This window comes from Streptomyces apocyni (assembly GCF_009739465.1).
GTDB classification, from domain to species: Bacteria; Actinomycetota; Actinomycetes; order Streptomycetales; family Streptomycetaceae; genus Streptomyces; species Streptomyces apocyni.
This window is the reverse complement of record NZ_WHOM01000039.1, coordinates 162,541-184,087: the sequence shown is the minus strand read 5'-3', so window position 1 is coordinate 184,087 and position 21,547 is coordinate 162,541. Positions and strand designations below refer to the sequence as shown.

Annotated in this window: 23 protein-coding genes; 13 read left to right on the top strand and 10 right to left on the bottom strand. The window is 70.0% G+C overall.

Translation table 11 applies throughout. From position 1 onward, the window contains the following. Positions 1 to 35 precede the first annotated feature (35 nt). Entirely contained in the window at positions 36 to 227 is a 192-nt protein-coding gene (locus GCN81_RS07015; RefSeq protein WP_156722767.1) for a DUF6243 family protein, read from the top strand. A 77-nt stretch (positions 228 to 304) separates the two neighbouring features. On the opposite strand, the gene GCN81_RS07010 is transcribed toward GCN81_RS07015, so the two are convergent. Beyond that, complete coding sequence (locus GCN81_RS07010) at positions 305 to 931, bottom strand: Uma2 family endonuclease (protein ID WP_156722766.1); 627 nt, start codon at positions 929 to 931, stop codon at positions 305 to 307. A 103-nt stretch (positions 932 to 1,034) separates the two neighbouring features. On the opposite strand from GCN81_RS07010, the gene dusB reads away from it, so the two are divergent. After that, positions 1,035 to 2,186, top strand: coding sequence for a tRNA dihydrouridine synthase DusB (gene dusB / locus GCN81_RS07005; protein WP_156722764.1), 1,152 nt, complete (start codon positions 1,035 to 1,037; stop codon positions 2,184 to 2,186). Positions 2,187 to 2,258: 72 nt separating this feature from the next. Here dusB and GCN81_RS07000 read toward each other — a convergent pair whose 3' ends face one another. Then, complete coding sequence (locus GCN81_RS07000; RefSeq protein WP_267904566.1) at positions 2,259 to 2,993, bottom strand: GntR family transcriptional regulator; 735 nt, start codon at positions 2,991 to 2,993, stop codon at positions 2,259 to 2,261. A gap of 296 nt (positions 2,994 to 3,289) precedes the next feature. On the opposite strand from GCN81_RS07000, the gene GCN81_RS06995 reads away from it, so the two are divergent. From GCN81_RS06995 to cutA, 7 genes are all read left to right on the top strand, one after another. Further along, positions 3,290 to 4,447 (top strand): ABC transporter substrate-binding protein, encoded by a 1,158-nt coding sequence (locus GCN81_RS06995; RefSeq protein WP_156722760.1) that lies wholly within the window; start codon positions 3,290 to 3,292, stop codon positions 4,445 to 4,447. Further along, positions 4,447 to 5,379 (top strand): ABC transporter permease, encoded by a 933-nt coding sequence (locus tag GCN81_RS06990; RefSeq protein ID WP_156722758.1) that lies wholly within the window; start codon positions 4,447 to 4,449, stop codon positions 5,377 to 5,379. The genes GCN81_RS06995 and GCN81_RS06990 overlap by 1 nt, the downstream gene beginning before the upstream one ends. After that, on the top strand, positions 5,367 to 6,278 hold the full coding sequence (locus GCN81_RS06985) for an ABC transporter permease (protein ID WP_156722756.1): 912 nt from the start codon (positions 5,367 to 5,369) through the stop codon (positions 6,276 to 6,278). The genes GCN81_RS06990 and GCN81_RS06985 overlap by 13 nt, the downstream gene beginning before the upstream one ends. Before the next feature lie 5 nt (positions 6,279 to 6,283). Beyond that, a complete protein-coding gene (locus tag GCN81_RS06980) occupies positions 6,284 to 7,396 on the top strand; it encodes an ABC transporter ATP-binding protein (RefSeq protein WP_156722754.1) in 1,113 nt (370 codons plus the stop codon). A 65-nt stretch (positions 7,397 to 7,461) separates the two neighbouring features. After that, complete coding sequence (locus tag GCN81_RS06975; protein WP_156722892.1) at positions 7,462 to 8,160, top strand: HAD family hydrolase; 699 nt, start codon at positions 7,462 to 7,464, stop codon at positions 8,158 to 8,160. A gap of 347 nt (positions 8,161 to 8,507) precedes the next feature. Continuing rightward, positions 8,508 to 11,228 carry a pyruvate, phosphate dikinase gene (gene ppdK / locus GCN81_RS06970; RefSeq protein WP_156722751.1) on the top strand — a complete coding sequence of 907 codons (2,721 nt, stop codon included), beginning with the start codon at positions 8,508 to 8,510 and terminating at the stop codon, positions 11,226 to 11,228. Positions 11,229 to 11,447: 219 nt separating this feature from the next. After that, positions 11,448 to 11,780, top strand: coding sequence for a divalent-cation tolerance protein CutA (cutA, locus tag GCN81_RS06965; protein WP_156722749.1), 333 nt, complete (start codon positions 11,448 to 11,450; stop codon positions 11,778 to 11,780). A gap of 234 nt (positions 11,781 to 12,014) precedes the next feature. Here the strand turns inward: cutA and GCN81_RS06960 are convergent, their stop codons facing one another. Further along, entirely contained in the window at positions 12,015 to 12,773 is a 759-nt protein-coding gene (locus GCN81_RS06960) for a GntR family transcriptional regulator (protein ID WP_156722747.1), read from the bottom strand. A 631-nt stretch (positions 12,774 to 13,404) separates the two neighbouring features. Between GCN81_RS06960 and GCN81_RS32850 the strand changes: the two genes are divergently transcribed. The 3 genes from GCN81_RS32850 to GCN81_RS06945 all read left to right on the top strand — a co-directional run bounded on the left by GCN81_RS32850 (position 13,405) and on the right by GCN81_RS06945 (position 14,261). Then, the gene (locus GCN81_RS32850; RefSeq protein WP_156722745.1) at positions 13,405 to 13,572 is read left to right on the top strand and encodes a hypothetical protein; all 168 of its coding nucleotides are present in this window, start codon (positions 13,405 to 13,407) and stop codon (positions 13,570 to 13,572) included. A 77-nt stretch (positions 13,573 to 13,649) separates the two neighbouring features. Further along, entirely contained in the window at positions 13,650 to 13,787 is a 138-nt protein-coding gene (locus tag GCN81_RS32235; RefSeq protein ID WP_231626423.1) for a hypothetical protein, read from the top strand. A gap of 219 nt (positions 13,788 to 14,006) precedes the next feature. Then, the gene (locus GCN81_RS06945; protein WP_456115045.1) at positions 14,007 to 14,261 is read left to right on the top strand and encodes a DUF7848 domain-containing protein; all 255 of its coding nucleotides are present in this window, start codon (positions 14,007 to 14,009) and stop codon (positions 14,259 to 14,261) included. A 91-nt stretch (positions 14,262 to 14,352) separates the two neighbouring features. Here GCN81_RS06945 and GCN81_RS06940 read toward each other — a convergent pair whose 3' ends face one another. The 6 genes from GCN81_RS06940 to GCN81_RS06915 all read right to left on the bottom strand — a co-directional run bounded on the left by GCN81_RS06940 (position 14,353) and on the right by GCN81_RS06915 (position 19,631). Beyond that, positions 14,353 to 14,682, bottom strand: a complete 330-nt coding sequence (locus GCN81_RS06940) for a hypothetical protein (protein ID WP_156722739.1) — start codon at positions 14,680 to 14,682, stop codon at positions 14,353 to 14,355. Positions 14,683 to 14,810: 128 nt separating this feature from the next. Then, positions 14,811 to 15,314, bottom strand: a complete 504-nt coding sequence (locus tag GCN81_RS06935; RefSeq protein WP_231626421.1) for a hypothetical protein — start codon at positions 15,312 to 15,314, stop codon at positions 14,811 to 14,813. A 366-nt stretch (positions 15,315 to 15,680) separates the two neighbouring features. Continuing rightward, entirely contained in the window at positions 15,681 to 16,622 is a 942-nt protein-coding gene (locus tag GCN81_RS06930) for an oxidoreductase (RefSeq protein WP_156722735.1), read from the bottom strand. 101 nt (positions 16,623 to 16,723) lie between these two features. Continuing rightward, complete coding sequence (locus GCN81_RS06925; RefSeq protein WP_156722733.1) at positions 16,724 to 17,488, bottom strand: SDR family NAD(P)-dependent oxidoreductase; 765 nt, start codon at positions 17,486 to 17,488, stop codon at positions 16,724 to 16,726. Positions 17,489 to 17,561: 73 nt separating this feature from the next. Beyond that, on the bottom strand, positions 17,562 to 18,950 hold the full coding sequence (locus GCN81_RS06920) for an MFS transporter (RefSeq protein ID WP_231626420.1): 1,389 nt from the start codon (positions 18,948 to 18,950) through the stop codon (positions 17,562 to 17,564). A 96-nt stretch (positions 18,951 to 19,046) separates the two neighbouring features. Then, a complete protein-coding gene (locus GCN81_RS06915) occupies positions 19,047 to 19,631 on the bottom strand; it encodes a TetR/AcrR family transcriptional regulator (RefSeq protein WP_156722732.1) in 585 nt (194 codons plus the stop codon). 155 nt (positions 19,632 to 19,786) lie between these two features. Here GCN81_RS06915 and GCN81_RS06910 point away from each other — a divergent pair, with 155 nt between their 5' ends. After that, positions 19,787 to 20,578: a sulfite exporter TauE/SafE family protein gene (locus GCN81_RS06910; protein WP_156722730.1), complete on the top strand. Its 792-nt coding sequence runs from the start codon at positions 19,787 to 19,789 to the stop codon at positions 20,576 to 20,578. Between the two features lie 94 nt (positions 20,579 to 20,672). Here GCN81_RS06910 and GCN81_RS06905 read toward each other — a convergent pair whose 3' ends face one another. Beyond that, positions 20,673 to 21,431, bottom strand: a complete 759-nt coding sequence (locus GCN81_RS06905; protein ID WP_156722727.1) for a class F sortase — start codon at positions 21,429 to 21,431, stop codon at positions 20,673 to 20,675. Between the last annotated feature and the right edge of the window lie 116 nt (positions 21,432 to 21,547).

Genomic DNA, 21,547 nt, shown 5'->3' with positions numbered 1-21,547 from the left:
GCCAGAATCACTGCTCACCTCAATGGGAGATCCCCGTGGCAAAGCGCAACAACCTCCTCGGCGTAGGGGGTCAGCGCAAGAAGCTGTCCCGCGCCGACCAGCAGGGCACCGGTCCGGCGCGTAACGCCGACCGCATGACGGCCGCCGAGAAGAAGGAAGAGCTGCTGCGCAAGATGCGTGAGCGTGCGCAGGGCGCCCCGAAGCAGGACGACGACGCGCAGTCCTGACGTCCGGTATCGGCATCGGCATGTGATGCCGCGATGGCCCGTAACCCCCGGGGGTTACGGGCCATCGCGGCTTCGCGCTACGCGTCGGCGCCTTCGGAACTCTCCTCGGCGGGCAGTTCGAACTCCGCCGTGTCGAGGTCGCAGTCGAAAGGCGCGGGGATGTGCAGCTTCGAGCCGAACGGCACCGTGGTCCGGGACCGGTAGCCCTTCCCGGACGGTTCTGAGAAGACCGTAGCTGTCTCGTCCTGCACGTCGACCAGCAGGTAGACCGGAACGCCTGCCCGGCCGTAGACCGGAACCTTGTCCCCCCAGCCCACGCCGCGCGTTGACGCGGAGGTGAGCTCGGCGACGAAGGACAGGGCTTCACCGTCGACATACCGCTCATGGGTGCGGAACGCGGATGACGCGGCCGCGTAGATGTCGGGGCCGTAGGCGCGCTCTTCGCCGGGGAAGGTGAAGAGGAACGGGGCGTGATCGACGAGATGGCCCTTACTAGCGTGCGGTTCGAGCTGGGTCCGGATCGAACGCATGATGGGCAGGTAGAACCCCTTGGACCACGGCGACATGACGATGTTTCCCCCGACGATCTCCGCCCGGTATCCCTCGGGCACATCCATGGTCAGCAGAGTCCGGCACAGCGCCTCGAAGCGCGCTGAGCCGTGGGGGACCTCTATCGTCTGCGGTCGCTCAAGCATCAGTGTCATGATGCGCCCTCCCTGGGGTTCGGGCCAGACGGCCCGGCATGTAATCAGATCGACACCCAGAGTAGTGGGAGGGGGTGGCACACCCTTGCGTCACAATGGGGTGATGACCACGCTCGCCCCCGCGACCCCCGCCCCCCTCACCATCGGCCCGCACACCGTGCAGCCGCCCGTGGTGCTCGCCCCCATGGCGGGGATCACCAACGCGCCGTTTCGCACCCTGTGCCGGGAGTTCTCCGGGGGCAAGGGGCTGTTCGTCAGCGAGATGATCACCACGCGGGCGCTGGTCGAGCGCAACGAGAAGACCATGCAGCTGATCCACTTCGACGAGAGCGAGAAGCCCCGGTCGATCCAGCTGTACGGCGTGGACCCGGTCACCGTCGGCAAGGCGGTCCGCATGATCGCGGAGGAGGACCGGGCCGATCACATCGACCTGAACTTCGGTTGTCCCGTTCCCAAGGTCACCAGGAAGGGCGGCGGCTCAGCCCTTCCGTTCAAGCGGAACCTGCTGCGGGCGATCCTGCGCGAGGCCGTGAGCGGGGCCGGTGAGATCCCCGTCACGATGAAGATGCGTAAAGGGATCAACGACGATCACCTCACCTACCTCGACGCCGGGCGGATAGCCGTCGAGGAGGGGGTGACCGCGATCGCGCTGCATGGCCGCACCGCCGCCCAGCACTACGGCGGGACCGCCGACTGGGACGCCATCGCACGGCTCAAGGAGCACGTTCCGGAGATCCCGGTGCTCGGGAACGGCGACATCTGGTCGGCCGATGACGCCGTGCGGATGATGCGCGAGACCGGGTGCGATGGCGTGGTCGTGGGGCGCGGGTGCCTGGGGCGGCCCTGGCTGTTCGGGGACCTGGTGAGTGTCTTCGAGGGGACCGAGGGGCCCGCAGCGCCCACACTCCGAGAGGTCGCGGCCGTGATGGTCCGGCACGCGCAGCTGCTGGGCGAGTGGATCGGGGACGAGGCGCGCGGTGTCATCGACTTCCGCAAGCATGTCGCCTGGTATCTGAAGGGCTTCGCGGTCGGGTCCGAGATGCGTAAGCGACTGGCCATCACCTCGTCACTCGCCGAGCTGGAGGCCGGGCTGCACGAGCTGGACCTCGACCAGGCCTGGCCCGTGGGCGCCGACGGGCCGCGTGGCCGTACGTCGGGCAACAACCGCGTGGTGCTGCCGGACGGCTGGCTGAACGACCCGTACGACTGCGCGGGGGTCGGCGCGGACGCCGAGCTGGACACCTCAGGCGGCTGAGCCGAGGGTCCGGTCTGGCGGTTAAGGGCCCGGGCCCGAGTCCCCGGGGCCGGGTACGGCAGGTGGCGCGGCTCAGCCGTCCAGTGGGCCCGCGTGCCGCGACAGCGGGGCGATATCCGCCGAGTTGCTCACGCTGAACGTCACACTGCCCGCCACATAGCGGTCGTCGGTCCACTCGATGGGGCGGCCCGCCGCCGTGCGGGTGAGGTGGCGTTGGCGCAGGAGAGGGGTGCCGTCGGGTATCCGCAGCAGGCGGGCGTCGGCGCCGCTCGCCGCCAGGGCGTCCAGGAGGTGTTCGCCGTACTGGGCGACGATGCCGTGCTCGTCGGCGATGCTGTTCATGACCGACGGGCAGGTCTCCGGGAGCGCCTCCACGGCGGGTGCGACCCAGCCCGCGTAGGCGGTGCGCTCCAGCATGGCGGGCTCGCCTTCCAGGAGCCGCAGTCGTAACGCGTAGAGGATCTCGGAGCCGTCGGGCAGTGCCAGGCGCTCGGACTCGGTGGGGGTCGCGGGGCGGCGGGTGCGGGACAGGAAGCGGCTCGACGTCGCGTAGCCCACGCTCTGGGCCCACTGCGCGAAGCTGTTCAACTCCGCGAAGCTGTGGCGGCGTTCGCGGCGCAGCACGATCCGGCGCGCGCCCTGCCGGGAGCCGATCAGGCCCTCCGCGACCAGTACGGCGATGGCCTGGCGGACCGTACCGCGCGAGGCCGACCACTCGGTGGCCAGATCGCTCTCCGTCGGCAGCTGGGCTCCCACCGGATAGGCGTCGCCGAGGATCGACCGGCGCAGTGCGTCCGCGATCTCCAGATAGCGTGCCGTGCCCCCCCACGCGGGTGCCCCCCAGGTCCGGTCCGAGCTGTGTTCCGAGCTGTGTTCCGAGCTGTGTGCGGTCAGGCTCGCGGATGGTCGCGGAGTGTTCCGCTTCCCTGTTCACCCTAACCTCGCTCCCACCATGGGTAGTTCGACGTCCCACGGGATCTTCCGGCGACTGTGTGGTGGATGTCATGAGCCGTTAATGCGGCGGACAGCTGCCCCGGGCGAACTGATGCCAGCTTGTACAGACAAGTGCTGTCACCCCCGCTTCCTCGTCTCTGGGAGAGACCGTGTTCAGACCTTCCGGCCGTGGTGCGGCCGCGCTGCTCGGTGCCGCCGTCCTCACCACCCTCACCGCCTGTGGTGCCGCCCCCGACGACTCGGCCGACGCCGGGAGTGACGGCAAGGTGAAGGCGGGCTCCACCGCCTCCGCGTCCGACTTCGGCGGCCTGAAGGAGCTTGTCGCGGCCGCCGAGAAGGAGGGCAAGCTCAATGTGATCGCCCTGCCGCCGGACTGGGCGAACTACGGCGAGGTCATCAAGGCCTTCGAGAAGAAGTACCCGAAGATCAAGGTCAACAGCGAGAACCCGGACGCCTCCAGCGCCGACGAGATCGCCGCCGTGAAGTCGCGCAAGGGCCAGGACCGCGCCCCGGACGTCCTCGACCTCGGGATCGCCTTCGCCCGCAGCGCCTCCGAAGAGGGCCTGTTCGCCCCGTACAAGGTCGAGACCTGGGACGACATCCCGGACACCCAGAAGGACGCCGACGGCCGCTTCTACAACGACTACGGCGGCTATGTCTCCATCGGCTGTGACGCGGGGCGCATCAAGAAGTGCCCGGAGACCTTCGCCGATCTCCTCAAGCCCGAGTACAAGGGCAAGGTCGCGCTGAACGGCAACCCGACCAAGTCCGGCTCCGCCTTCGGTGGCGTCTACGCCGCGTCGCTCGCCAACAAGGGCTCCTTCGGCGACATCCAGCCGGGCATCGACTTCTTCGCCAAGCTGAAGAAGAGCGGCAACTTCATCCCCGTCGAGTCCACCCCGGCCACCGTCGAGAAGGGCGAGACGCCCATCTCGATCGACTGGGACTACCTGAACGCCGGTTACGCCGACCAGTTCAAGGACAAGGGCGTCGACTGGCAGGTCTCCGTCCCCAGCGACGGCGTCTACGCCCAGTACTACTCGCAGGCCATCAACAAGGAGGCCCCCAACCCGGCGGCCGCCCGCCTGTGGATGGAGTTCCTCTACAGCCCCGAGGGCCAGAACCTCTGGCTCAAGGGCTACGCCCGCCCCGTACTGCTGCCCGCGATGACCGAGGACGGCACCGCCGACAAGGAGTTCCTCGCCAAGCTCCCCGAGGTCGAGGGCACCCCGGAGTTCCCGTCGTCCGAGGACCTCGACAAGGCCCAGGAAGACCTCGCCAAGAACTGGGACAAGGCTCTCTCCTGATGTCCGTTTCCGCCCCGTCCGTCACGTCCGCCCCCGACGGCAGCCGCAGTACCAGCGGCGCCGGCCGCCGGGGGCGGCGTGGCCCGCGCACGCGTGGCCCGCGTACCTGGCTGGCCACCGTCCCGCTGCTCGCCTTCACCGGCCTGTGCTTCGGACTCCCCGTCGCCGCCCTGCTGTACGGCGCCTTCACCAGCGACGACCCGGACACCGGCGCCACCAGCTTCACCGGTGAACACGTAGAACGCTCCCTCCAGGGCCCGTACCTGAACTCGCTGATCGGCAGCGTGCAGCTGGCCACCCTGGTCGCCGTGATCGGCTCGGTCGCCGGAGTGCTGATCGCCCAGGCCATCGTCACGTCGCGCCGCCAGTGGCTGCGTAGCGCGACCCTCACCGCGTCCGGGGTACTGGCCAACTTCGGTGGGGTGCCGCTGGCGTTCGCGTTCATCGCGACGCTCGGCATCTCCGGCGTCGTCACCGAGCTCGCGAACCTCGGTGACCTGGGCTGGAACCTGTACTCCTTCAGCGGCCTCGCCGTGGTGTACCTGTACTTCCTCACCCCTCTGATGGTGCTCGTCATCATCCCGGCCCTCGACGGGCTGCGGCCCCAGTGGCGCGAGGCCGCGCAGAACAACGGCGCCAGTGGGTGGCAGTTCTGGCGGCTGGTGGGGCTGCCGGTGCTCGCGCCCTCGCTGATGGGCGGGTTCGTCCTGCTCTTCGGCAGCGCCTTCGCCGCGCACGCGACCGCCGCCGCGCTGGTTGGCGGCTCCGTACCCCTGGTCACCCTGAAGATCGCGGACGCGCTGTCCGGCAACGTCATGGTCGGCCAGGAGAACGTGGCGCTAGCCCTCGGCCTCGACATGATCCTGATCGCCGGACTGGTCATGGCCGTCTATCTGCCCCTCCAGCGACGGAGCGCCCGATGGCTGCACTGACTTCCACTTCCACCGCTGCCTCTCTGGACGACGCCGCGCCGGTACGCCGGACCCGCCGCCGCCCGCGCGTCTGGCGGGGGGCCGTGCTCGGACTGGCGGGGCTCTACTTCCTGCTGCCGCTGGTCTCGTCCTTCGTCTTCACCGTGCATGTGCCGGGCCAGGGCGTCTCCTTCGAGGCGTACACCGGGATCGTCGGCGCCGAGGGTTTCACGGACAGTCTGCTGCTGTCGCTCGGCCTCGCGGCGGCCACCATCGCGCTCACTCTGCTGCTCGCGGTGCCCGCGCTGGTCGCGGTGCGCCTCGGTTCGCCGGGGCTGCGGCCGGTCATCGAGGTGATGTGCATGCTGCCGCTGGTGGTGCCGCCGATCGCGCTGGTCACTGGTATCACCACGGTGCTGCGCTGGGGGCCGGAGAAGCTCTCCCACACCCCGCTCTACCAGACCTTCCTGGCGGTCCAGGACGAGAGTTTCCCGCTCGTTCTCGTCTTCGCCTATACGGTGCTCGCGCTGCCGTTCGTCTACCGGTCGCTGGACGCCGGGCTGCGCGCGATCGACGTACCGACCCTGGTGGAGGCGGCCCGCAACTGCGGCGCCAGCTGGCCGCAGGTCGTCGTCCGGGTGATCCTGCCCAATCTGCGCGCCGCGCTCGCCGGGGCCGCCTTTCTCACCCTGGCCCTGGTGCTCGGTGAGTTCACCATCGCGGCGCTGCTCGGCTACGAGCCCTTCGCGGTGTGGATCGTGACGATCTCCGGAGCCCAGGCGCGGATGTCGGTGGCCGTGTCCATCCTCAGCCTTCTGATCACCTGGGTGCTGCTGCTGGTCCTGTCCCGCGCGGGGACCGGTACGTCGTCTGCCTCCCCTGCTTCCTCTGCCTCGCCTGCCTCCAGCAAGGAGTCGTAACGCGTATGTCCGTATCAACAACAGCGGCAGCGGTGGCCGGGCGTACCGAGCCCGCCGCGACCCGTGGCGGCGGCGCCCGCGTCGAGTTCCGCGGCCTGCGCCGGGAGTTCGGCTCCGGTGTCGTCGCCCTCGACGGCCTCGACCTCACCGTGGAGCCCGGCGAACTGCTCGCCCTGCTGGGCCCGTCCGGCTGCGGCAAGACCACCGCCCTGCGCGTCATCGCGGGCTTCGAGACCCCGGACGCGGGCGAAGTGCTGGTCGACGGCGAGGACATCACCCGGGTGCCCGCCAACCGGCGTGACGCGGGCATGGTCTTCCAGTCGTACAGCCTCTTCCCCAACCTCAGCGCCCGCGACAACGTGGCTTTCGGGATGCGGGTCCGCAAGGTCCCCGCCGCCCAGCGCGCCGCCCGCGCCGCCGAACTCCTGGAGCTGGTCGGCCTGCCCGAGCACGGCGACCGCTACCCGCACCAGATGTCCGGCGGCCAGCAGCAGCGCGTCGCGCTGGCCCGCGCGCTCGCCCTCGAGCCGCGCGTCCTGCTCCTGGACGAGCCGCTGTCCGCGCTGGACGCCAAGGTCCGGCTCACCCTGCGCGAGGAGATCAGGCGGCTCCAGCTCTCGCTCGGCATCACGACGATCTTCGTCACGCACGACCAGGAGGAGGCCCTGTCGATGGCGGACCGGGTGGCCGTACTCAACGCCGGGAGGCTGGAGCAGTGCGCGGCCCCCTCCGAGCTGTACGAGCGGCCCGCCACGGCCTTCGTCGCCGAGTTCGTCGGCACCATGAACCGGCTGCCGGGACGGATGACGGACTCCGGCCGGGTCGCGGTTGTGGGCACCGAGCAACCGGTGGACGGCGCCGCTCCCGAGGGCGCCCGTGACGTCGAGGTCCTCGTACGCCCCGAGAACGTCACCGCGACCGTGGAGCCCGACGGCGACGCCACCGTGGTCGCGGCGTCCTTCTTCGGCTCCGTCACCCGTGTCCTGCTCGACCTGCCCGGTGGAGTGTCCGTCAAGGCCGACCTGGCCTCGCGGGACGCGGGCGCGCTGGCTCCCGGCGTCCGCGCCACCGTGGGCCTCGCCGAGCAGCCGGTGCTCGTCGTCGCGGCGGCGTCGTGAGCGCCCCCGTGCGGGCCGTCGAGGGGTCGGCCACGGCCGCGCTGCCCGCCGCCGTGCTGTTCGACATGGACGGCACGCTGGTGGACACCGAGGGCCTGTGGTGGGAGGCGACGGCGGAGGTCGCGGCGGGGCTCGGGCATGTGCTGGGTGACGCGGACGGGCCCGAGGTGGTCGGGCGGGCGGTCGAGGACACGGCCGCTCATCTGATACGGGTCGCGGGAGCGCGCGCCCCCGTCACCCAGCCGGTCGCCGATTCCGCCGCCCATCCGGTCGCCCATCCGGTCGCCCATCCGGTCGCCGCCGCGCTGACCAGCGCCTTCTTCCGCCGCGTCGAGCAGGGCGCCCCGCTCCGCCCCGGCGCCCGGCGGCTGCTGGCCTCGCTGGAGCGACACCGGGTGCCCTTCGCGTTGGTGAGCGCCTCGCCTCGGGTGGTGGTCGACTCGGTGGTCGGGGGAGCGCTGGCCGACGTGCCGTTCGCCTTCACGCTGTCCGCCGACGACACCGTACGGACCAAGCCGCATCCGGACCCCTACCAGGCGGCGGCTGACCGCTTCGGGGCCGCGCCCGCCGCCTGTGTGGCGGTCGAGGACTCGCCGGACGGGACGGCGTCGGCGGAGGCGGCGGGGTGTGGGGTGCTGGTGGTGCCCTCAGCTCTGCCGGTGCCGCCGTCACCCGCGCGGGTCTTCGCGGCCAGCTTGGAGGAGGTGGATCTCGGGATGCTGAGGGCCGCGGTCCGGATCGTGAAATCCAGCCGCCTCGCGTAGCGTGATTCTCGCCACCCCTGATAGGGGTCATGCTCAGATGAGCGGTATTGAGGCGGCTGTACTTCCTCAAGGGGTGGCACCGGGTGCCACCCCTTTTGTGTTCAAGAAGTGAAATCACATATGAGTTGAAGCTGCTCATGTGAGCGAAACCCCAGGTCTACGAGGGTTGACCCTTCAGGTAGTGAAGGCGTGCACCTAAGCCTCCCTACCGCTGAGTCACTTTCGATCTGCTGGCGGACGGGTGGTTACGGCCGCATGACCCACAAGTGGCCGTACCCAGACGCCTTTGATCTGGGTAGATTCCTCGCCGTCAGGGCAGCCACCGAGTCCTCGAGGAGCCGAGACCCGTGTCGGAAAACAAAGATCGCCACGCAGTGAAGTTCGTCTACGACTTCACCGAGGGCAACCGCGACCTCAAGGACCTCCTCGGTGGTAAGGGCGCGAACCTCGCCGAGATGACCAACCTGGGTCTCCCGGTGCCTCCCGGCTTCACCATCACCACCGAGGCCTGCAAGGAGTACCTCGCCAGCGGCGACGAGCCCGCGGCCCTCCGGGACGAGGTGAGTGCTCATCTGGACGCGCTTGAGCAGAAGATGGGCAAGAAGCTCGGCCAGGCCGACGACCCGCTCCTGGTATCCGTACGCTCCGGTGCGAAGTTCTCGATGCCGGGCATGATGGACACCGTCCTCAACATCGGCCTGTCCGACGCGTCGGTGGTCGGGTTGACCAAGCAGTCCGGCGACGAGCGCTTCGCCTGGGACTCGTACCGCCGCCTCATCCAGATGTTCGGCAAGACGGTGCTCGACGTGGACGGCGACCTCTTCGAGGACGCGCTGGAGGCGGCCAAGCACGCCAAGAAAGTCACCAGCGACATCGACCTGGAGGCCGCCGACCTCAAGAAGCTGGTCAAGCAGTTCAAGAAGATCGTCAAGGCCGAGGCGGGCCGGGACTTCCCGCAGGACTCGCGCGAGCAGCTGGACCTGGCGATCCGCTCGGTCTTCGACTCCTGGAACACCGACCGCGCCAAGCTCTACCGCCGCCAAGAGCGCATCCCTGGCGACCTGGGCACGGCCGTCAACATCTGCTCCATGGTCTTCGGCAACCTCGGCCCCGACTCCGGCACCGGTGTCGCCTTCACCCGCGACCCGGCCAGCGGCCAGCAGGGCGTGTACGGCGATTACCTGCAGAACGCCCAGGGCGAGGACGTCGTCGCCGGTATCCGCAACACGGTGCCGCTCGCCGACCTCGAGGGCATCGACAAGAAGTCGTACACCGAGCTGATGCAGATCATGGAGACGCTCGAGACGCACTACAAGGACCTGTGCGACATCGAGTTCACCATCGAGCGCGGTCAGCTGTGGATGCTCCAGACCCGCGTCGGCAAGCGCACGGCCGCCGCCGCCTTCCGTATCGCCACCCAGCTGGTCGACCAGGGCCTGATCGACGAGGCCGAGGCGCTCCAGCGGGTGAACGGCGCGCAGCTCGCGCAGCTGATGTTCCCGCGCTTCGACGACGGCGCCAAGGTGGAGAAGATCGGCCGCGGCATCGCCGCCTCGCCGGGCGCCGCCGTTGGTAAGGCGGTCTTCGACTCGTACACCGCCATCAAGTGGTCGCGCTCGGGCGAGAAGGTCATCCTGATCCGCCGCGAGACCAACCCGGACGACCTGGACGGCATGATCGCCGCCGAGGGCATCCTCACCTCGCGCGGCGGCAAGACCTCGCACGCCGCGGTGGTGGCGCGCGGCATGGGCAAGACCTGTGTCTGCGGCGCCGAGGACCTGGAGGTCGACACCAAGCGCCGTCGGCTGACCACCCACGACGGTGTGGTCATCGAGGAAGGCGACGTCGTCTCGATCGACGGCTCCACCGGCAAGGTCTACGCCGGTGAGGTACCGGTCGTACCGTCGCCGGTCGTCGAGTACTTCGAGGGCCGGATGCACGCGGGCGCCGACGACGCCGACGAGCTGGTCCAGGCCGTGCACCGGATCATGGCGTACGCGGACCGGGTGCGCCGCCTGCGCGTACGGGCCAACGCGGACAACGCCGAGGACGCGCTGCGCGCCCGGCGGTTCGGGGCGCAGGGCATCGGCCTGTGCCGCACCGAGCACATGTTCCTCGGCGAGCGCCGCGAGATGGTCGAGAAGCTGATCCTCGCCGACACCGACGACGAGCGCGAAGAGGCTCTCAAGGCCCTGCTCCCGCTCCAGAAGAAAGACTTCGTCGAACTCTTCGAGGCGATGGACGGCCTGCCGGTGACGGTACGTCTCCTCGACCCGCCGCTGCACGAGTTCCTGCCCGACATCACCGAGCTGTCGGTACGGGTCGCGCTCGCCGAGTCCCGCCGGGACCCCAACGAGAACGACCTGCGCCTCCTCCAGGCCGTACACCGCCTGCACGAGCAGAACCCGATGCTGGGCCTGCGCGGTGTCCGGCTCGGCCTGGTCATCCCCGGCCTGTTCACCATGCAGGTACGGGCGATCGCCGAGGCCGCCGCCGAGCGGGCGAACGCCAAGGGCGACCCGCGCGCCGAGATCATGATCCCGCTGGTCGGCACGGTCCAGGAGCTGGAGATCGTCCGGGACGAGGCCGAGCAGGTCATCGCCGAGGTCCAGCAGGCCACGGGCATCGACCTCAAGCTGGCACTCGGCACGATGATCGAGCTGCCGCGCGCCGCGCTCACCGCCGGGCAGATCGCCGAGGCCGCGGAGTTCTTCTCCTTCGGCACCAACGACCTGACCCAGACGGTGTGGGGCTTCAGCCGCGACGACGTGGAGGCCTCGTTCTTCACCGCGTACCTGGAGAAGGGCATCTTCGGGGTCTCGCCGTTCGAGACCATCGACAAGGACGGCGTCGGCTCCCTGGTCCGCAACGCCGTACGCGACGGCCGGGCGACCCGCCCCGACCTGAAGCTGGGCGTCTGCGGAGAGCACGGCGGCGACCCGGAGTCGGTGCACTTCTTCCACGAGGTCGGCCTCGACTACGTCTCCTGCTCGCCGTTCCGCATCCCGGTGGCGCGCCTGGAGGCGGGCCGCGCGGCCGCCGAGGCGAAGGGCAGCGACAGCCGCTGACCGGTCAGACCGGGCGGACGGGTCAGACCCGTCTGCCCCACTGAACTCCGGGGCCGTCACTGGTCCCCGACCCTCACCGATCGGTGACGGCCCCGGTCCACAGAGAGGGGGCACCCTGTGCGGGGGTGCCCCCTCTGTCATGTTCCGTGGCTGTCATGTGCCCTGGGTGCCGGTTGGCATTCCGGTGCTCATGCTCTGCCTGCCGATAGGGTCGCGGGCATGGCTGACTACCTTCAGGTGTCCACCGCGACGGAGAGCCAAGGGCAGGCGGTGGAGCTGGCTCGGTCGGTGGTGATGAGCCGACTTGTGGCCGGGGCGCAGATCATCGGCCCCGTCATCTCCGCCTTCTGGCACAAGGGTGAGTTCGGTACTGGCGAGGAGTGGCAGCTCCTGTTGAAGACCAGCGCCGACCGGTACGGGGATGTGGAGTCGCACTTGCTGAAGCACCGTCCGTGGACGAACCCGGAGGTCTCGGCGGTGCCGATCGTGGCGGGGTCAGAGGCGTACCTCCGGTGGGTGGCCAGGACCACGGCTCCTGACTCGACGGCGTAACGCGTCACGCATTGGCCCTCTCGAGGAGCCGCGCTCGCCGAACCAAGCGACGAGCCGCAACCCGACTGCGCCGCCTGGGGCGACGAGGATGAACTACGGATTATGACCGGCCGCTGCTGGGACGGAACTCCGCCGCCTACTCCGCGCGGTCCCCGCCCTAGCTCACTACGACGATGCTCACGCACGGGACAAGGTACCCGGCATCCGTAGCGGCCATGGGATAGGGCGCCCCCGTTACAGGCGGTCGATGCCGAACTCGTACGCCACTTCCCACCGGATGTCTGGCACGACGATATCGGCTGTCTCGACGGGGCGGCCGTCGGTGTCGTAGTAGGTCCGTTCGATCACGAGCAGCAAGTCCCCGGGGTGGATGCCAAGGAGGTTCGCCTGCTCCTGGGTGGCGCGGTCCGGGCGAGGCAGTTCGACGGCGGTCTCGATGATGACGCCGATGGAGCGCATCCGCTCCACCACGCCCCTGCCTGCCAACGGCCCCATCTCGGGCAGCACGATCGGGGTGCCGTCCGTGATGGCCATGGGCTCCCAGGACTCGGAAAGCTGCACCGGCTGATGGTCGGCCATGAACTCATAGCGCGTAACGACGCAAAGATCCTCGGGCTCGATGGCCAGACGCTCCGCGATCCGCTCAGATGCCGGGGTGCGGGCAGTGCTGTGAGCCTCCCAAGTGCCAGCCTTCCCGTGCTCCTTCATGTCCGCACGGAAGGGGGAGCCGCCTCGGCGCTCGCGGTGGCGGGAACGGACCATCCGCATTCGCTCGCGCGGCCTCCGTACGTACGTGCCAGAGCCTGCCCGGCCTTCGAGAAGCCCTTCAACGATCAAGCGATCCACGGCCCGCTGCGTGACGTTCCGGCCGACGCCGTACTCGGCTGCCAGCTGAGCACGGGAGGGCAGCCGTTCCCCGACGGCCCATTCACCTGCGAGAACTCGCGCGCGCAGGGCGTCAGCTACCTCCAGGTACGGAGCCTCACGGGCCATTGGTAGCTCTCCCAGTGCCCCTGCTGGGGGCGGGCGGTGCGCGTGCAGTCGACATTGACAAGCTACTGCATCAGGTGAAAGCTACTTAAGTAGAAATACGGTACGTGGTCACGCGTTCACGGGGGATGCCTGTGTGCACTTTCAGGTCACGGGTTGAGGCGCTCGCTGCCCACCTGGAGGCACTTACCGGGCGTGAGCCACGCACCTACGACCACCCACCGCACGTTCGGGTGGAGGTCGGCCTACCGGACCCTCTGCCGGATGTAGCCCGCATGCCACTGCTGGCGGCTCTGGCGGAAGCCGATCGATACGGCCACGACGTGACCGTTGACGCCGCGTCGGTGTGGGCGGAGATCGACCGCGGTTCAGCAACAGGAGGCCCCGGCGGCCTGGCAGGGCCCCGGGGCGTGGCCACCAACTGAAGTGGAGTTGACGACAGTGAGCATTATCCATGCCCTGATCCTGTGGGCGATCTTGATCTTCGGCTTGCGGGGGTGCGGTCGTCACCGTGCCGGGTCCGCCGTTCTTCCCGCGCCCGACCGGGCTCCCTCGTGCTCCGTGCCCGTTCCCGTCGCGCCTCGGCGCGAGCGGGTGTGGCCTCCGGCTCCCCGCTCGCCGTACGGGCTGGAACGTGCCGCTCGACGGCGAGGAAACCGCGCTGGTCCGCCCATACCTGGTTGAGCATGAGCGGCGGCAGGAACGGGCCCGGCAGCGGCGGCGGTGCCTGGCCCTGGTGCTCGCGGCCGACTTCGGTGTCGATCTTGACCGGCATCTCGTCGGCGCGGCGGGGGTGGCCTGATGGACGCGGCCAGCAGCAGGACACCGGGAGCGCGGCAACGGGCGTGCACGCGATGCGACGGACTCACGGACCGGCCGGTGCTCGTCTCTGACGTGCACCAGAATTCGGGGCCCGGCTTCAGCGTCTACGCCTGCCCCGACTGCGCGCCGCACTTCCCGGTACTGCCCGACGTAGCGGCCCTGCTGCCGGGCGCCGGAGAGCGGAGGGCGCGGTGAACGCCGGAACCCCGCCTAGCGGCACCTCGCGCATGACGCTGCACACCTACCGGCTCACGGCCGATGGCCAGCAGGTGAGCGTGTTCGGGCCCCGCACGGTCGCCGGGCGCCCGGACCCCGAGCGCCTTGTTGAGTCGATGGCCTGGCCCCCGTGCCGGTGCTCGCGCTGCGCCACCAGGAGGGTCTGATGAGCCCGCGCAGACGGTTCGCGTACGCGGTGTGGACGGTATCGGCCGACACTCGCCCCGGAGTCCGGCCGGGATCTTCCAACTGGCGTGCATGACGTGCCATCAGGAATCGCCGGTCACGGACAACTCGACCACGGTGCAACAGGACTGGGCCCTGGCCCACACCGGGCGCCATCCCGGGCACCGGGGGTTCAAGCTGACCGCCGAGACGTACTGGCGGACGGTCCCGGCCGACGGGAACCCGTACGCGGAGATCCCGCCCCCGGCCAACGGCGAGCAGCACTGACCGGGGCCACGTCCACGGACGTGGCCGTTCAGCGTCTTGAGCCGGGGTACTGCCGTGCGGGCAGTACCCCGGCTCAAGACGCTCATGCGTGTCAGCTGTCGGCGGGAGCGGATACCTGAACGTTCGCCGCCCATCGGACGTCGTCGGCGGTCTCGATCCGCACCTGCCCGTCGAAGGGCTCCGTCAGATTGAGCTGGTGCAGCTCGTGCTGCACCTCACCTGTGGGGCAGACGGTCGTGAACTCGCCGATCGTATCGATCACGACGGAGAGCTTTTCCGGGGAACGCCCCTCGGAACGGCAGTAGACGCCGACCCAGGTCACCCCTTTGCCGAACTCGACGATGCCGAGCCCGCCGTTTGCGAGGCGCGGCCCTGCCTGGGCTGCCGTGCGGTAGCCCTTGCGCACCTCGGGCAGGGTCACCTTCTCGGGCGTCGCCGTAGGCGACGGAGCCTTGGCCGTAGGAGAAGGCTCCGGACTGGGGGTGTCGTCCGCTGTGCATCCGGCAACTGCCAGCAGCACCGCTGTCAGGGCCCCGGCCGCCGCACGCCTCACTGACTCGTCTGCCAGTACTTGAACCCGACGTGGTTGTTCATCACCTTCGCCGGACCGCTGCTGCGCTGGGACTTCTTACAGTTCGGCAGTTCGTAGTACCGCTCCCACCGGGCTGTGTGACCCCAGGAGCCGTACTGGACGTTGCCGTACTTGCCCTTGCTGATATTGCGGCGGTACTGGTGCTCGGACCCCCAGCTGGCCGTCTTCGTCGACCCGTAGTCCACTTCCTGCTTCGCTTCTGCTATCAGGTAGCTCACTGAGATGCTGGATGTGCCGCTCAGCGTCGAATCACGCGACCCCGCCTTGACCCGTGTCACCACGATGGTGCCGCCCGGTCCGTCCTTGTAGATCGGTCCCTTGCCGTGGTGCTTTGCCTTGTAGCCGTAGATGTTCTTCTTCCAGCCGCCGCCGCAGATGCCTTCCTCGCCCTGCGGGGTTGGGTTGCCGTCGGCCGCGTACGCGGTCGCGGGCAGTACCCCTGCGATGATCACTGATGCCACACCGATCGATGCTGCGGCGGTTCTCATGCGTCCCATGGTCCCCCCTCGATTCATGGCCAACGCTCCACACCGGTTAGTCAGTCCGGCGCTCGGGCCACCAAGCATCAAACACTTCGGACGATCATGGAGGGCGGCGTTCCGCAACGGCATGGCGTGTTCTCGCTACCCGGACCCCAGCGGGACGGGTGGGTGACCTTGGGCTTTGCAGGGACGGCGGTGACCGGGCCGAGCTTCCCATGCGGGTCGGTATGGCCGGTTCCCGTTGCCTGTCCGAGCCTGCGCGAGCGTCTGCGAAATGTGGGCCGGGGCGGAGCGGTTGCCCCGCAGGCAACGGCGGCGCCTCACGGCGCGATCCCGGCCGCATTTTCAGGACCCGAGACAGCTTCTGAGGGCATCGTAGGTGACGCCCGTCAGGCGCTCGCTGGCTGCCCACAGGCGTTCGCCCGCGACGTCGTTCCGCGTCCAGGGAGCCCGCCAGGACTTTGCGGGCGTGCCTCGCCAGCCCTGGAGCCTCGGTCCGGTGAAGGAGTCCGGGCGTACGCGGGGTGCGGTGGCCGCGTACAGGGTGGGTAGGGCGCCCGCGTCGGGGGACTGGGCGATGAGCTGGTTGGCGAGCCGCATGCCGCGCTCCCACAACCGGCGGCCCTCCAGCCGGGGCCCGGCCGTCTGGAGGTTGGTGCTCGCGTAGCCGGGGTGCGCGGCGGCCGCGACGACGTCCGAGCCCGCCGCCTTGAGGCCGCGCGCCAGCTCGTGGATGAACAGCAGGTTGGCAGTCTTGGAGCGGGCGTACGCGATCCAGCGGCCGTATGTGCGCTCGCTGTTGAGGTCGCGGATGTCGATGTTCGACAGGGTGTGCATCGCGCTGGATACGCTGATCACGCGGGCGCCTGGCGTGGCCATCAACTGGGGGAGCAGCAGGCCGGTGAGGGCGAAATGCCCCAGGTGGTTGACGCCGAACTGCCTCTCGAAGCCGTCCGCCGTCGTGCCGTACGGCAGGGCCATGACGCCCGCGTTGTTGATCAGCAAATCCAGCCGCCCCTCGTCTCCGTACACGGACGCGAACTTCCGTACGGAGGAGAGGTCTCCGAGGTCCAGGGGGACGAACTCTACGTCTGCCTCCGGGATTTCGGAGCGGAGGCGGTGTTGGGCTCCCTTGCCGCGGGTCTCGCTGCGGCATGCCAGGAGTACCCGGGCGCCATGACGGGCCAGTTCGCGGGCGGTGACGTAGCCGATGCCGCTGTTGGCGCCGGTGACCACCGCCGTACGGCCGCGCTGGTCGGGGATGTCGCTCGCGTTCCAGCCCGTCATGGGGAGCTCCTCTGGAGAGGCTTCAGGCTTCAGGCTTCGGACTTTGGGCTTCCGTGGGTGGCGCTTTGATTAACTCAGCGTACGACTGGCCGGGCGTGGCGTCAGGCAGCGCTACCCCCGTCGATCACCAGGTCCGTTCCGACGGCGGACGCGGCGTCCGGGGAGGCCAGGTACAGCACCGCCGCGGCGATCTCGTCGGCCCCCGCGATCCGCCCCAGCGGGTTCTGGCTCTTGATCCGCTCGGCGCGCTCGTCCTTCGTCTCGCCGGGCAGCAGTGACATCGGGCCGTCGGCGGCTCCGGGGCTCACCGCGTTGATCCGCACACCGTCCCCGATGTGGTCGAGGGCGGCGGCGCGGGTCAGCGCCGAGACGGCGGCCTTGGAGGTGATGTACGCGGCGGCGTTCGGGATGCGCTGGTGGGCGCCCAGGTTGGAGGAGATGTTGACGATGGTGCCGCCGCCGTTGGCCTTCATCTCGGCGATCTCGTACTTCATGGCCAGCCAGACACCCGTCACGTTCGTACGCAGGACCGTGTCCCAGTCCTCCTCGCTGACCTCGGCGACCGGCACCGCGCCACGCAGTACTCCGGCGTTGTTGACGGCCACGTCGAGGGAGCCGAACCGTGCGGTGGTCTCCTGGATGAGGGTTCGTACGTCGCTGGCGCGGGTGACGTCGGCGGGGATGACGGCCGCCTTGCCGCCCACCCGCTCGATCAGGGCGGCGGTCTCGTCGAGCGGGGCCACGGTGCGGCCCGCGACGACGACGTTGGCGCCTTCGGCGGCGAAGGCGAGGGCGATGGCCCGGCCGAGGCCGGTGCCGCCACCGGTGACGAGGGCGGTCTTGCCGGAGAAGCGGTTGCGGGTCATGAGTAACTCCTTGTTAGTGAAGTGCGGTGAAGTGAGGTGACGTGGTGTTCGTGTGTGGTGGGGGAGCGGGTTGTCAGCGCCGGGCGCCCAGGCGCGAGGTCGTCGTCAGCGCGCCGAGCACGGCGAACAGCGTCGCGGCCGCCGCGATGCTCGCCGCGGAGCCGCCCAGTGCGATCAGCGCCGCGAACAACACGGTCGCGCCGCTCTCCATCGCGGTGTTGAACACACCGCCCGCGAGCCCCGCGTCCGCTGGCGCGACCTCCGCGGTGGCGAGCACGGCGGACCCCGCGAAGGCCAGCGCGCCCCCGACGGCCAGCAGCACCAGACCGGGCAACAGGCCGTACAGGTAAGGGTGTTGGGGAGCGAACCCGGTCGCCGCGAGCAGGGCCAGCCCGGTCGCCCCGGTGAAGAGCCCGCCACCGGTCACCGCCGCCGCGCCATAGCGCCCGATCAGCGGACTCGCCGCCCGCCCCGACGCGATCAGCGCGAGCGCGTACGGCACGAACGCGCCCGACGTCTCCAGCGCCGACCAGCCGCGCCCGTCCTGCCCGTCCTGTAGATGCAGCGAGAACAGGACGAAGGAGCTGGCGGTGCCCGCCGCCGTGACGGCGGTGGCGGCGAGGCCGAGCGGGCGCTGCCCCACGCGGATGAAGCCGGGCGGCAACAGGGGGTCGCCCGCCCGCCGTTCGACGCCGAGGAAGGCGGCGATCAGTACGGTCCCGACCGTCAGCGGAACCCACACCCTGGGCGAGGTCCAGCCGAACGCGTCGGTCGCCACCAGCCCGTAACTGGCCGCGATGATCCCCGCGGTGGCGAGCGCGGCCCCGCGCAGGTCCAGGTTCCGCCCGCCGCCGGGCGCGGTCGTCGGCAGCAGCCGGGGCGCGAGTGCCAGCGCCAGCGCCGCCACCACGATCGGCACCACGAAAGCAAGCCGCCATGACCACAGCGCCGAGATCACCCCGGCGACCAGATTGCCCGCCGTGGCGCCGAGTACGGACAGTCCGCCCCAGGTCGCCATGGCCTTTCCGTACGCGGCGGGCGCGGGGAAGACGGTACGCAGAACGGCCATCGCACCAGGCGCGACCAGGGCGGCGCCCACCCCCTGAGCGAAGCGCGCGCCGAGCAGCGCGTCGAAGGACGGGGCCAGTGGCGCGGCGGCCGAGGCGGCGCCGAAGAGCGACAGCCCCACGGCCAGCGCCCGCCGCCCGCCGTACCGGTCGGCGATCCGCCCGCCGAGCAGCAGCAGTCCGGCGAAGGTCAGCCCGTAGGCGGCGCTGAGCAGGATCAAGTCGCCCCGGTCGAGCCCGAATTCGCGCCCGATGTGCGGCAGTGGCACGGCCAGTGCGGCGAGCGTGTAGATCAGGGTGACCTGCACGCTCGCCAGCAGTGCGAACGCCGGGCCGGACGGCGGCCGAGGCGTGCGGGTATCGGGCGGTGGCGGCGCCTCTTGGGTGGTGGTCACAATCCCCCTCTTTCTTGACCGTTCATTCCATTATTTGGGCGTAAGAAGGCGCGGTGGCGCGACTTCACGTCGCCGCGCCTCCGAGTCAGTGGTCTGTCAGTCCAGCAGCGCCAAAGCCTGCTCCGCGGCGTCCCGCACCCGAGCCGGGTCCCCCGACGCCTTGCCGACCACCCGTATCCCCTGGAGTAGCACCAGCAGCATCCGGGCCAGGCTCAGCGGGTCCCGGCCCGCGGGCAGTTCGCCCTGAGCTTGAGCCCGTACGAGCGCGGAGTGCAGTGGGGTCTCGAGGTGCTCCCAGCTGAGCTCGACGCGGCGGGTCGCCGCGGGGTCGTGCGGGGCGAGCTCGGCCGCGGTGTTGGTGATGAGGCAGCCGTGCTGGCGTACGTCTTCGGTGGCGGCCTCGGACGCGAACTGGCGCACCAGCGTGCGGACCGCGGGCAGGATCGGTCCCGGCTGGGAGAGTGCGTCCAGCAGGACCGGGTCGCGGGTCTCCGTGTAGCGGTCCATGGCCTTCAGGTACAGCTCGTGTTTGTTGCCGAAGGTCGCGTACAGGCTGGCGCGACCGATGCCGAGGTGCGCCACGAGATCCGCCATCGACGTCGCCTCGTATCCGCGCCGCCAGAACAGCTCGAGGGCTGACTGTAGCGCGGCGTCCGGATCGAACTCCTTGGTCCTGGCCATGGTGGCAACTCTAGGTCTATCGAGAACGATCGGTCAAGAATTATCGGTCAAGAACGTTCTCCCGGCCCCCTGGGGTCCGCTGCGAACCTCTGAAGACGCTCAAGTCACCAGCGATTCATGGACGGCACACCTAAATCCTCCATAGTGTCGCGATCATGCCTGACATATCGCTGACCATGGTCGTGGTCCTGTGCCTCGCTGCTCTCGCGGCCGGATGGATCGATGCCGTGGTGGGCGGTGGCGGACTGCTGCTGCTTCCGGCGCTGCTGCTCGGGCTGCCAGCGGGCACCCAACCGGCGTATGCCCTCGGTACGAACAAGGCGGTGGCGATCGTCGGCACCACGGGCGCGGCGGTGACCTTCGTCCGGAAGGCGCCCGTGGAGGTGGGGACCGCGGTGCGGATCGGGCTCGCGGCGCTTGGCGGGTCGATGGTCGGCGCGTTCTTCGCCGGGGGAATCAGCCAGAGCGTACTGCGTCCCATGATCATGGTGGTGCTGCTCGGGGTGCTCGCCTTCGTGATGCTGAAGCCGTCCTTCGGCTCCGCTGGCTCCGCGGCCGTCGCCGGGCCGCCCACCCGGCAGCGGGTGATCGCCGCGATCGTGCTGGCGGGGCTGGGGATCGGCTTCTACGACGGGCTCTTCGGGCCCGGCACCGGCACCTTCCTGGTGCTGGCGCTGTCCGCCATCCTGCATATGGACCTGGTGCACGCCTCGGCCACCGCCAAGATCGTCAACGTGTGCACCAATCTGGGCGCCCTCGCGATGTTCGCCTACCAGGGCACGGTGTACTGGCAACTCGCGGCCCTGATGGCGGCGTTCAACCTGGTGGGTGGCATGACCGGGGCGCGGATGGCGCTGAAGCGGGGGAGTGGGTTCGTGCGCGGGGTGCTGGTGGTGGTCGTCGTCTCGCTGGTGGCGAAGCTGGCGTACGAGCAGTGGGTGGGGTGAGCGTCCTCGGCGGGTGCCGGTGTCGCGCTCGGCGGGTGCCGGTGTCGCGCTCTGTGGGTCCCGGTGACGTGCTCGGCGGGTGCCGGTGCCGTGTTCAGCGGGTGCCCGTGAGGTGGGCGAAGACGACCACGTTGCCCAGGTAGCCGGTCTCCTTGGAGTAGCCGCCACCGCAGGTGATGACCCGCAGTTCGGGGCGGTCCGTGGCGCCGTACACCTTCTCGTCCGGGAAGGCGTGGCTGTCGTACACCTCGACGGCGTCCACGGTGAACACCGCGGTCCTGCCGTCCTCGCGGGCCACCTCGATGGTGTGCCCCTTCTGCACCGCGCCCAGCGAGTAGAAGACCGCGGGGCCGTCCGCGTTGTCGACGTGCCCGGCGACGATGGCGGTGCCGCGTTCGCCCGGCGCGGTGCCCGCCTCGTACCACCCGGCGAGCGTGGGGCGGTCAGCGGGCGGCGCGTTCAGGCCGCCTTCGGCGTTGAGGGCGAGGCCCATCAGCGGGGCGTCGATCCGCAGGGCGGGGATGCGTATCCGGGTGGGCGGGGACGCGGCCAGCGCGGGGGCGGCGACCAGGTCGGCGGCCCTGCTCGCGGGGCGGTCGGCGGCCTGGGCGGCGGAGGGCTGCGGGGGCGGGCGGGTGTCGGCGCCGTTCTGGAGCAGCCAGACGCCCGAGCACAGAGCGGCGACGCTGACTGCTCCTATGGTCGCGCTGATGGCTTTCCTTCGGGCGCTACGTGACGACGTTCCGGGCGGCTGCTCGTACAACTGGTCGTGCGGCTCGTCGTGCGGCTGCTCGCGCGGCTCGTACGGCTGCTCGTACGGCTCGTCGTGTGGTGTCCGGTGCGCAGGGTGCATGAGGGGTCCCCTCGAGTGTGACGCCCGTGCCCCGGTCCCCCTTCGAGCCGCGTGCGGCCGCAGACTCGAAGGGGGCGGGCTGGCGGTACCGGTGGACGGACAGCGGAGGATGTCCG

Bases quoted from the DNA above. Each gene is read 5' to 3' on its own strand.
- cutA (WP_156722749.1), top strand. From the start codon at position 11,448: ATGGCTGACTACCTTCAGGTGTCCACCGCGACGGAGAGCCAAGGGCAG.
- GCN81_RS06960 (WP_156722747.1), bottom strand. From the start codon at position 12,773: ATGGCCCGTGAGGCTCCGTACCTGGAGGTAGCTGACGCCCTGCGCGCG.
- GCN81_RS06925 (WP_156722733.1), bottom strand. From the start codon at position 17,488: ATGACCCGCAACCGCTTCTCCGGCAAGACCGCCCTCGTCACCGGTGGC.
- GCN81_RS06985 (WP_156722756.1), top strand. From the start codon at position 5,367: ATGGCTGCACTGACTTCCACTTCCACCGCTGCCTCTCTGGACGACGCC.
- GCN81_RS06975 (WP_156722892.1), top strand. From the start codon at position 7,462: ATGGACGGCACGCTGGTGGACACCGAGGGCCTGTGGTGGGAGGCGACG.
- GCN81_RS06910 (WP_156722730.1), top strand. From the start codon at position 19,787: ATGCCTGACATATCGCTGACCATGGTCGTGGTCCTGTGCCTCGCTGCT.
- GCN81_RS06905 (WP_156722727.1), bottom strand. From the start codon at position 21,431: ATGCACCCTGCGCACCGGACACCACACGACGAGCCGTACGAGCAGCCG.
- dusB (WP_156722764.1), top strand. From the start codon at position 1,035: ATGACCACGCTCGCCCCCGCGACCCCCGCCCCCCTCACCATCGGCCCG.
- GCN81_RS06990 (WP_156722758.1), top strand. From the start codon at position 4,447: ATGTCCGTTTCCGCCCCGTCCGTCACGTCCGCCCCCGACGGCAGCCGC.
- GCN81_RS06980 (WP_156722754.1), top strand. From the start codon at position 6,284: ATGTCCGTATCAACAACAGCGGCAGCGGTGGCCGGGCGTACCGAGCCC.
- GCN81_RS07010 (WP_156722766.1), bottom strand. From the start codon at position 931: ATGACACTGATGCTTGAGCGACCGCAGACGATAGAGGTCCCCCACGGC.
- GCN81_RS06915 (WP_156722732.1), bottom strand. From the start codon at position 19,631: ATGGCCAGGACCAAGGAGTTCGATCCGGACGCCGCGCTACAGTCAGCC.
- GCN81_RS06930 (WP_156722735.1), bottom strand. From the start codon at position 16,622: ATGACGGGCTGGAACGCGAGCGACATCCCCGACCAGCGCGGCCGTACG.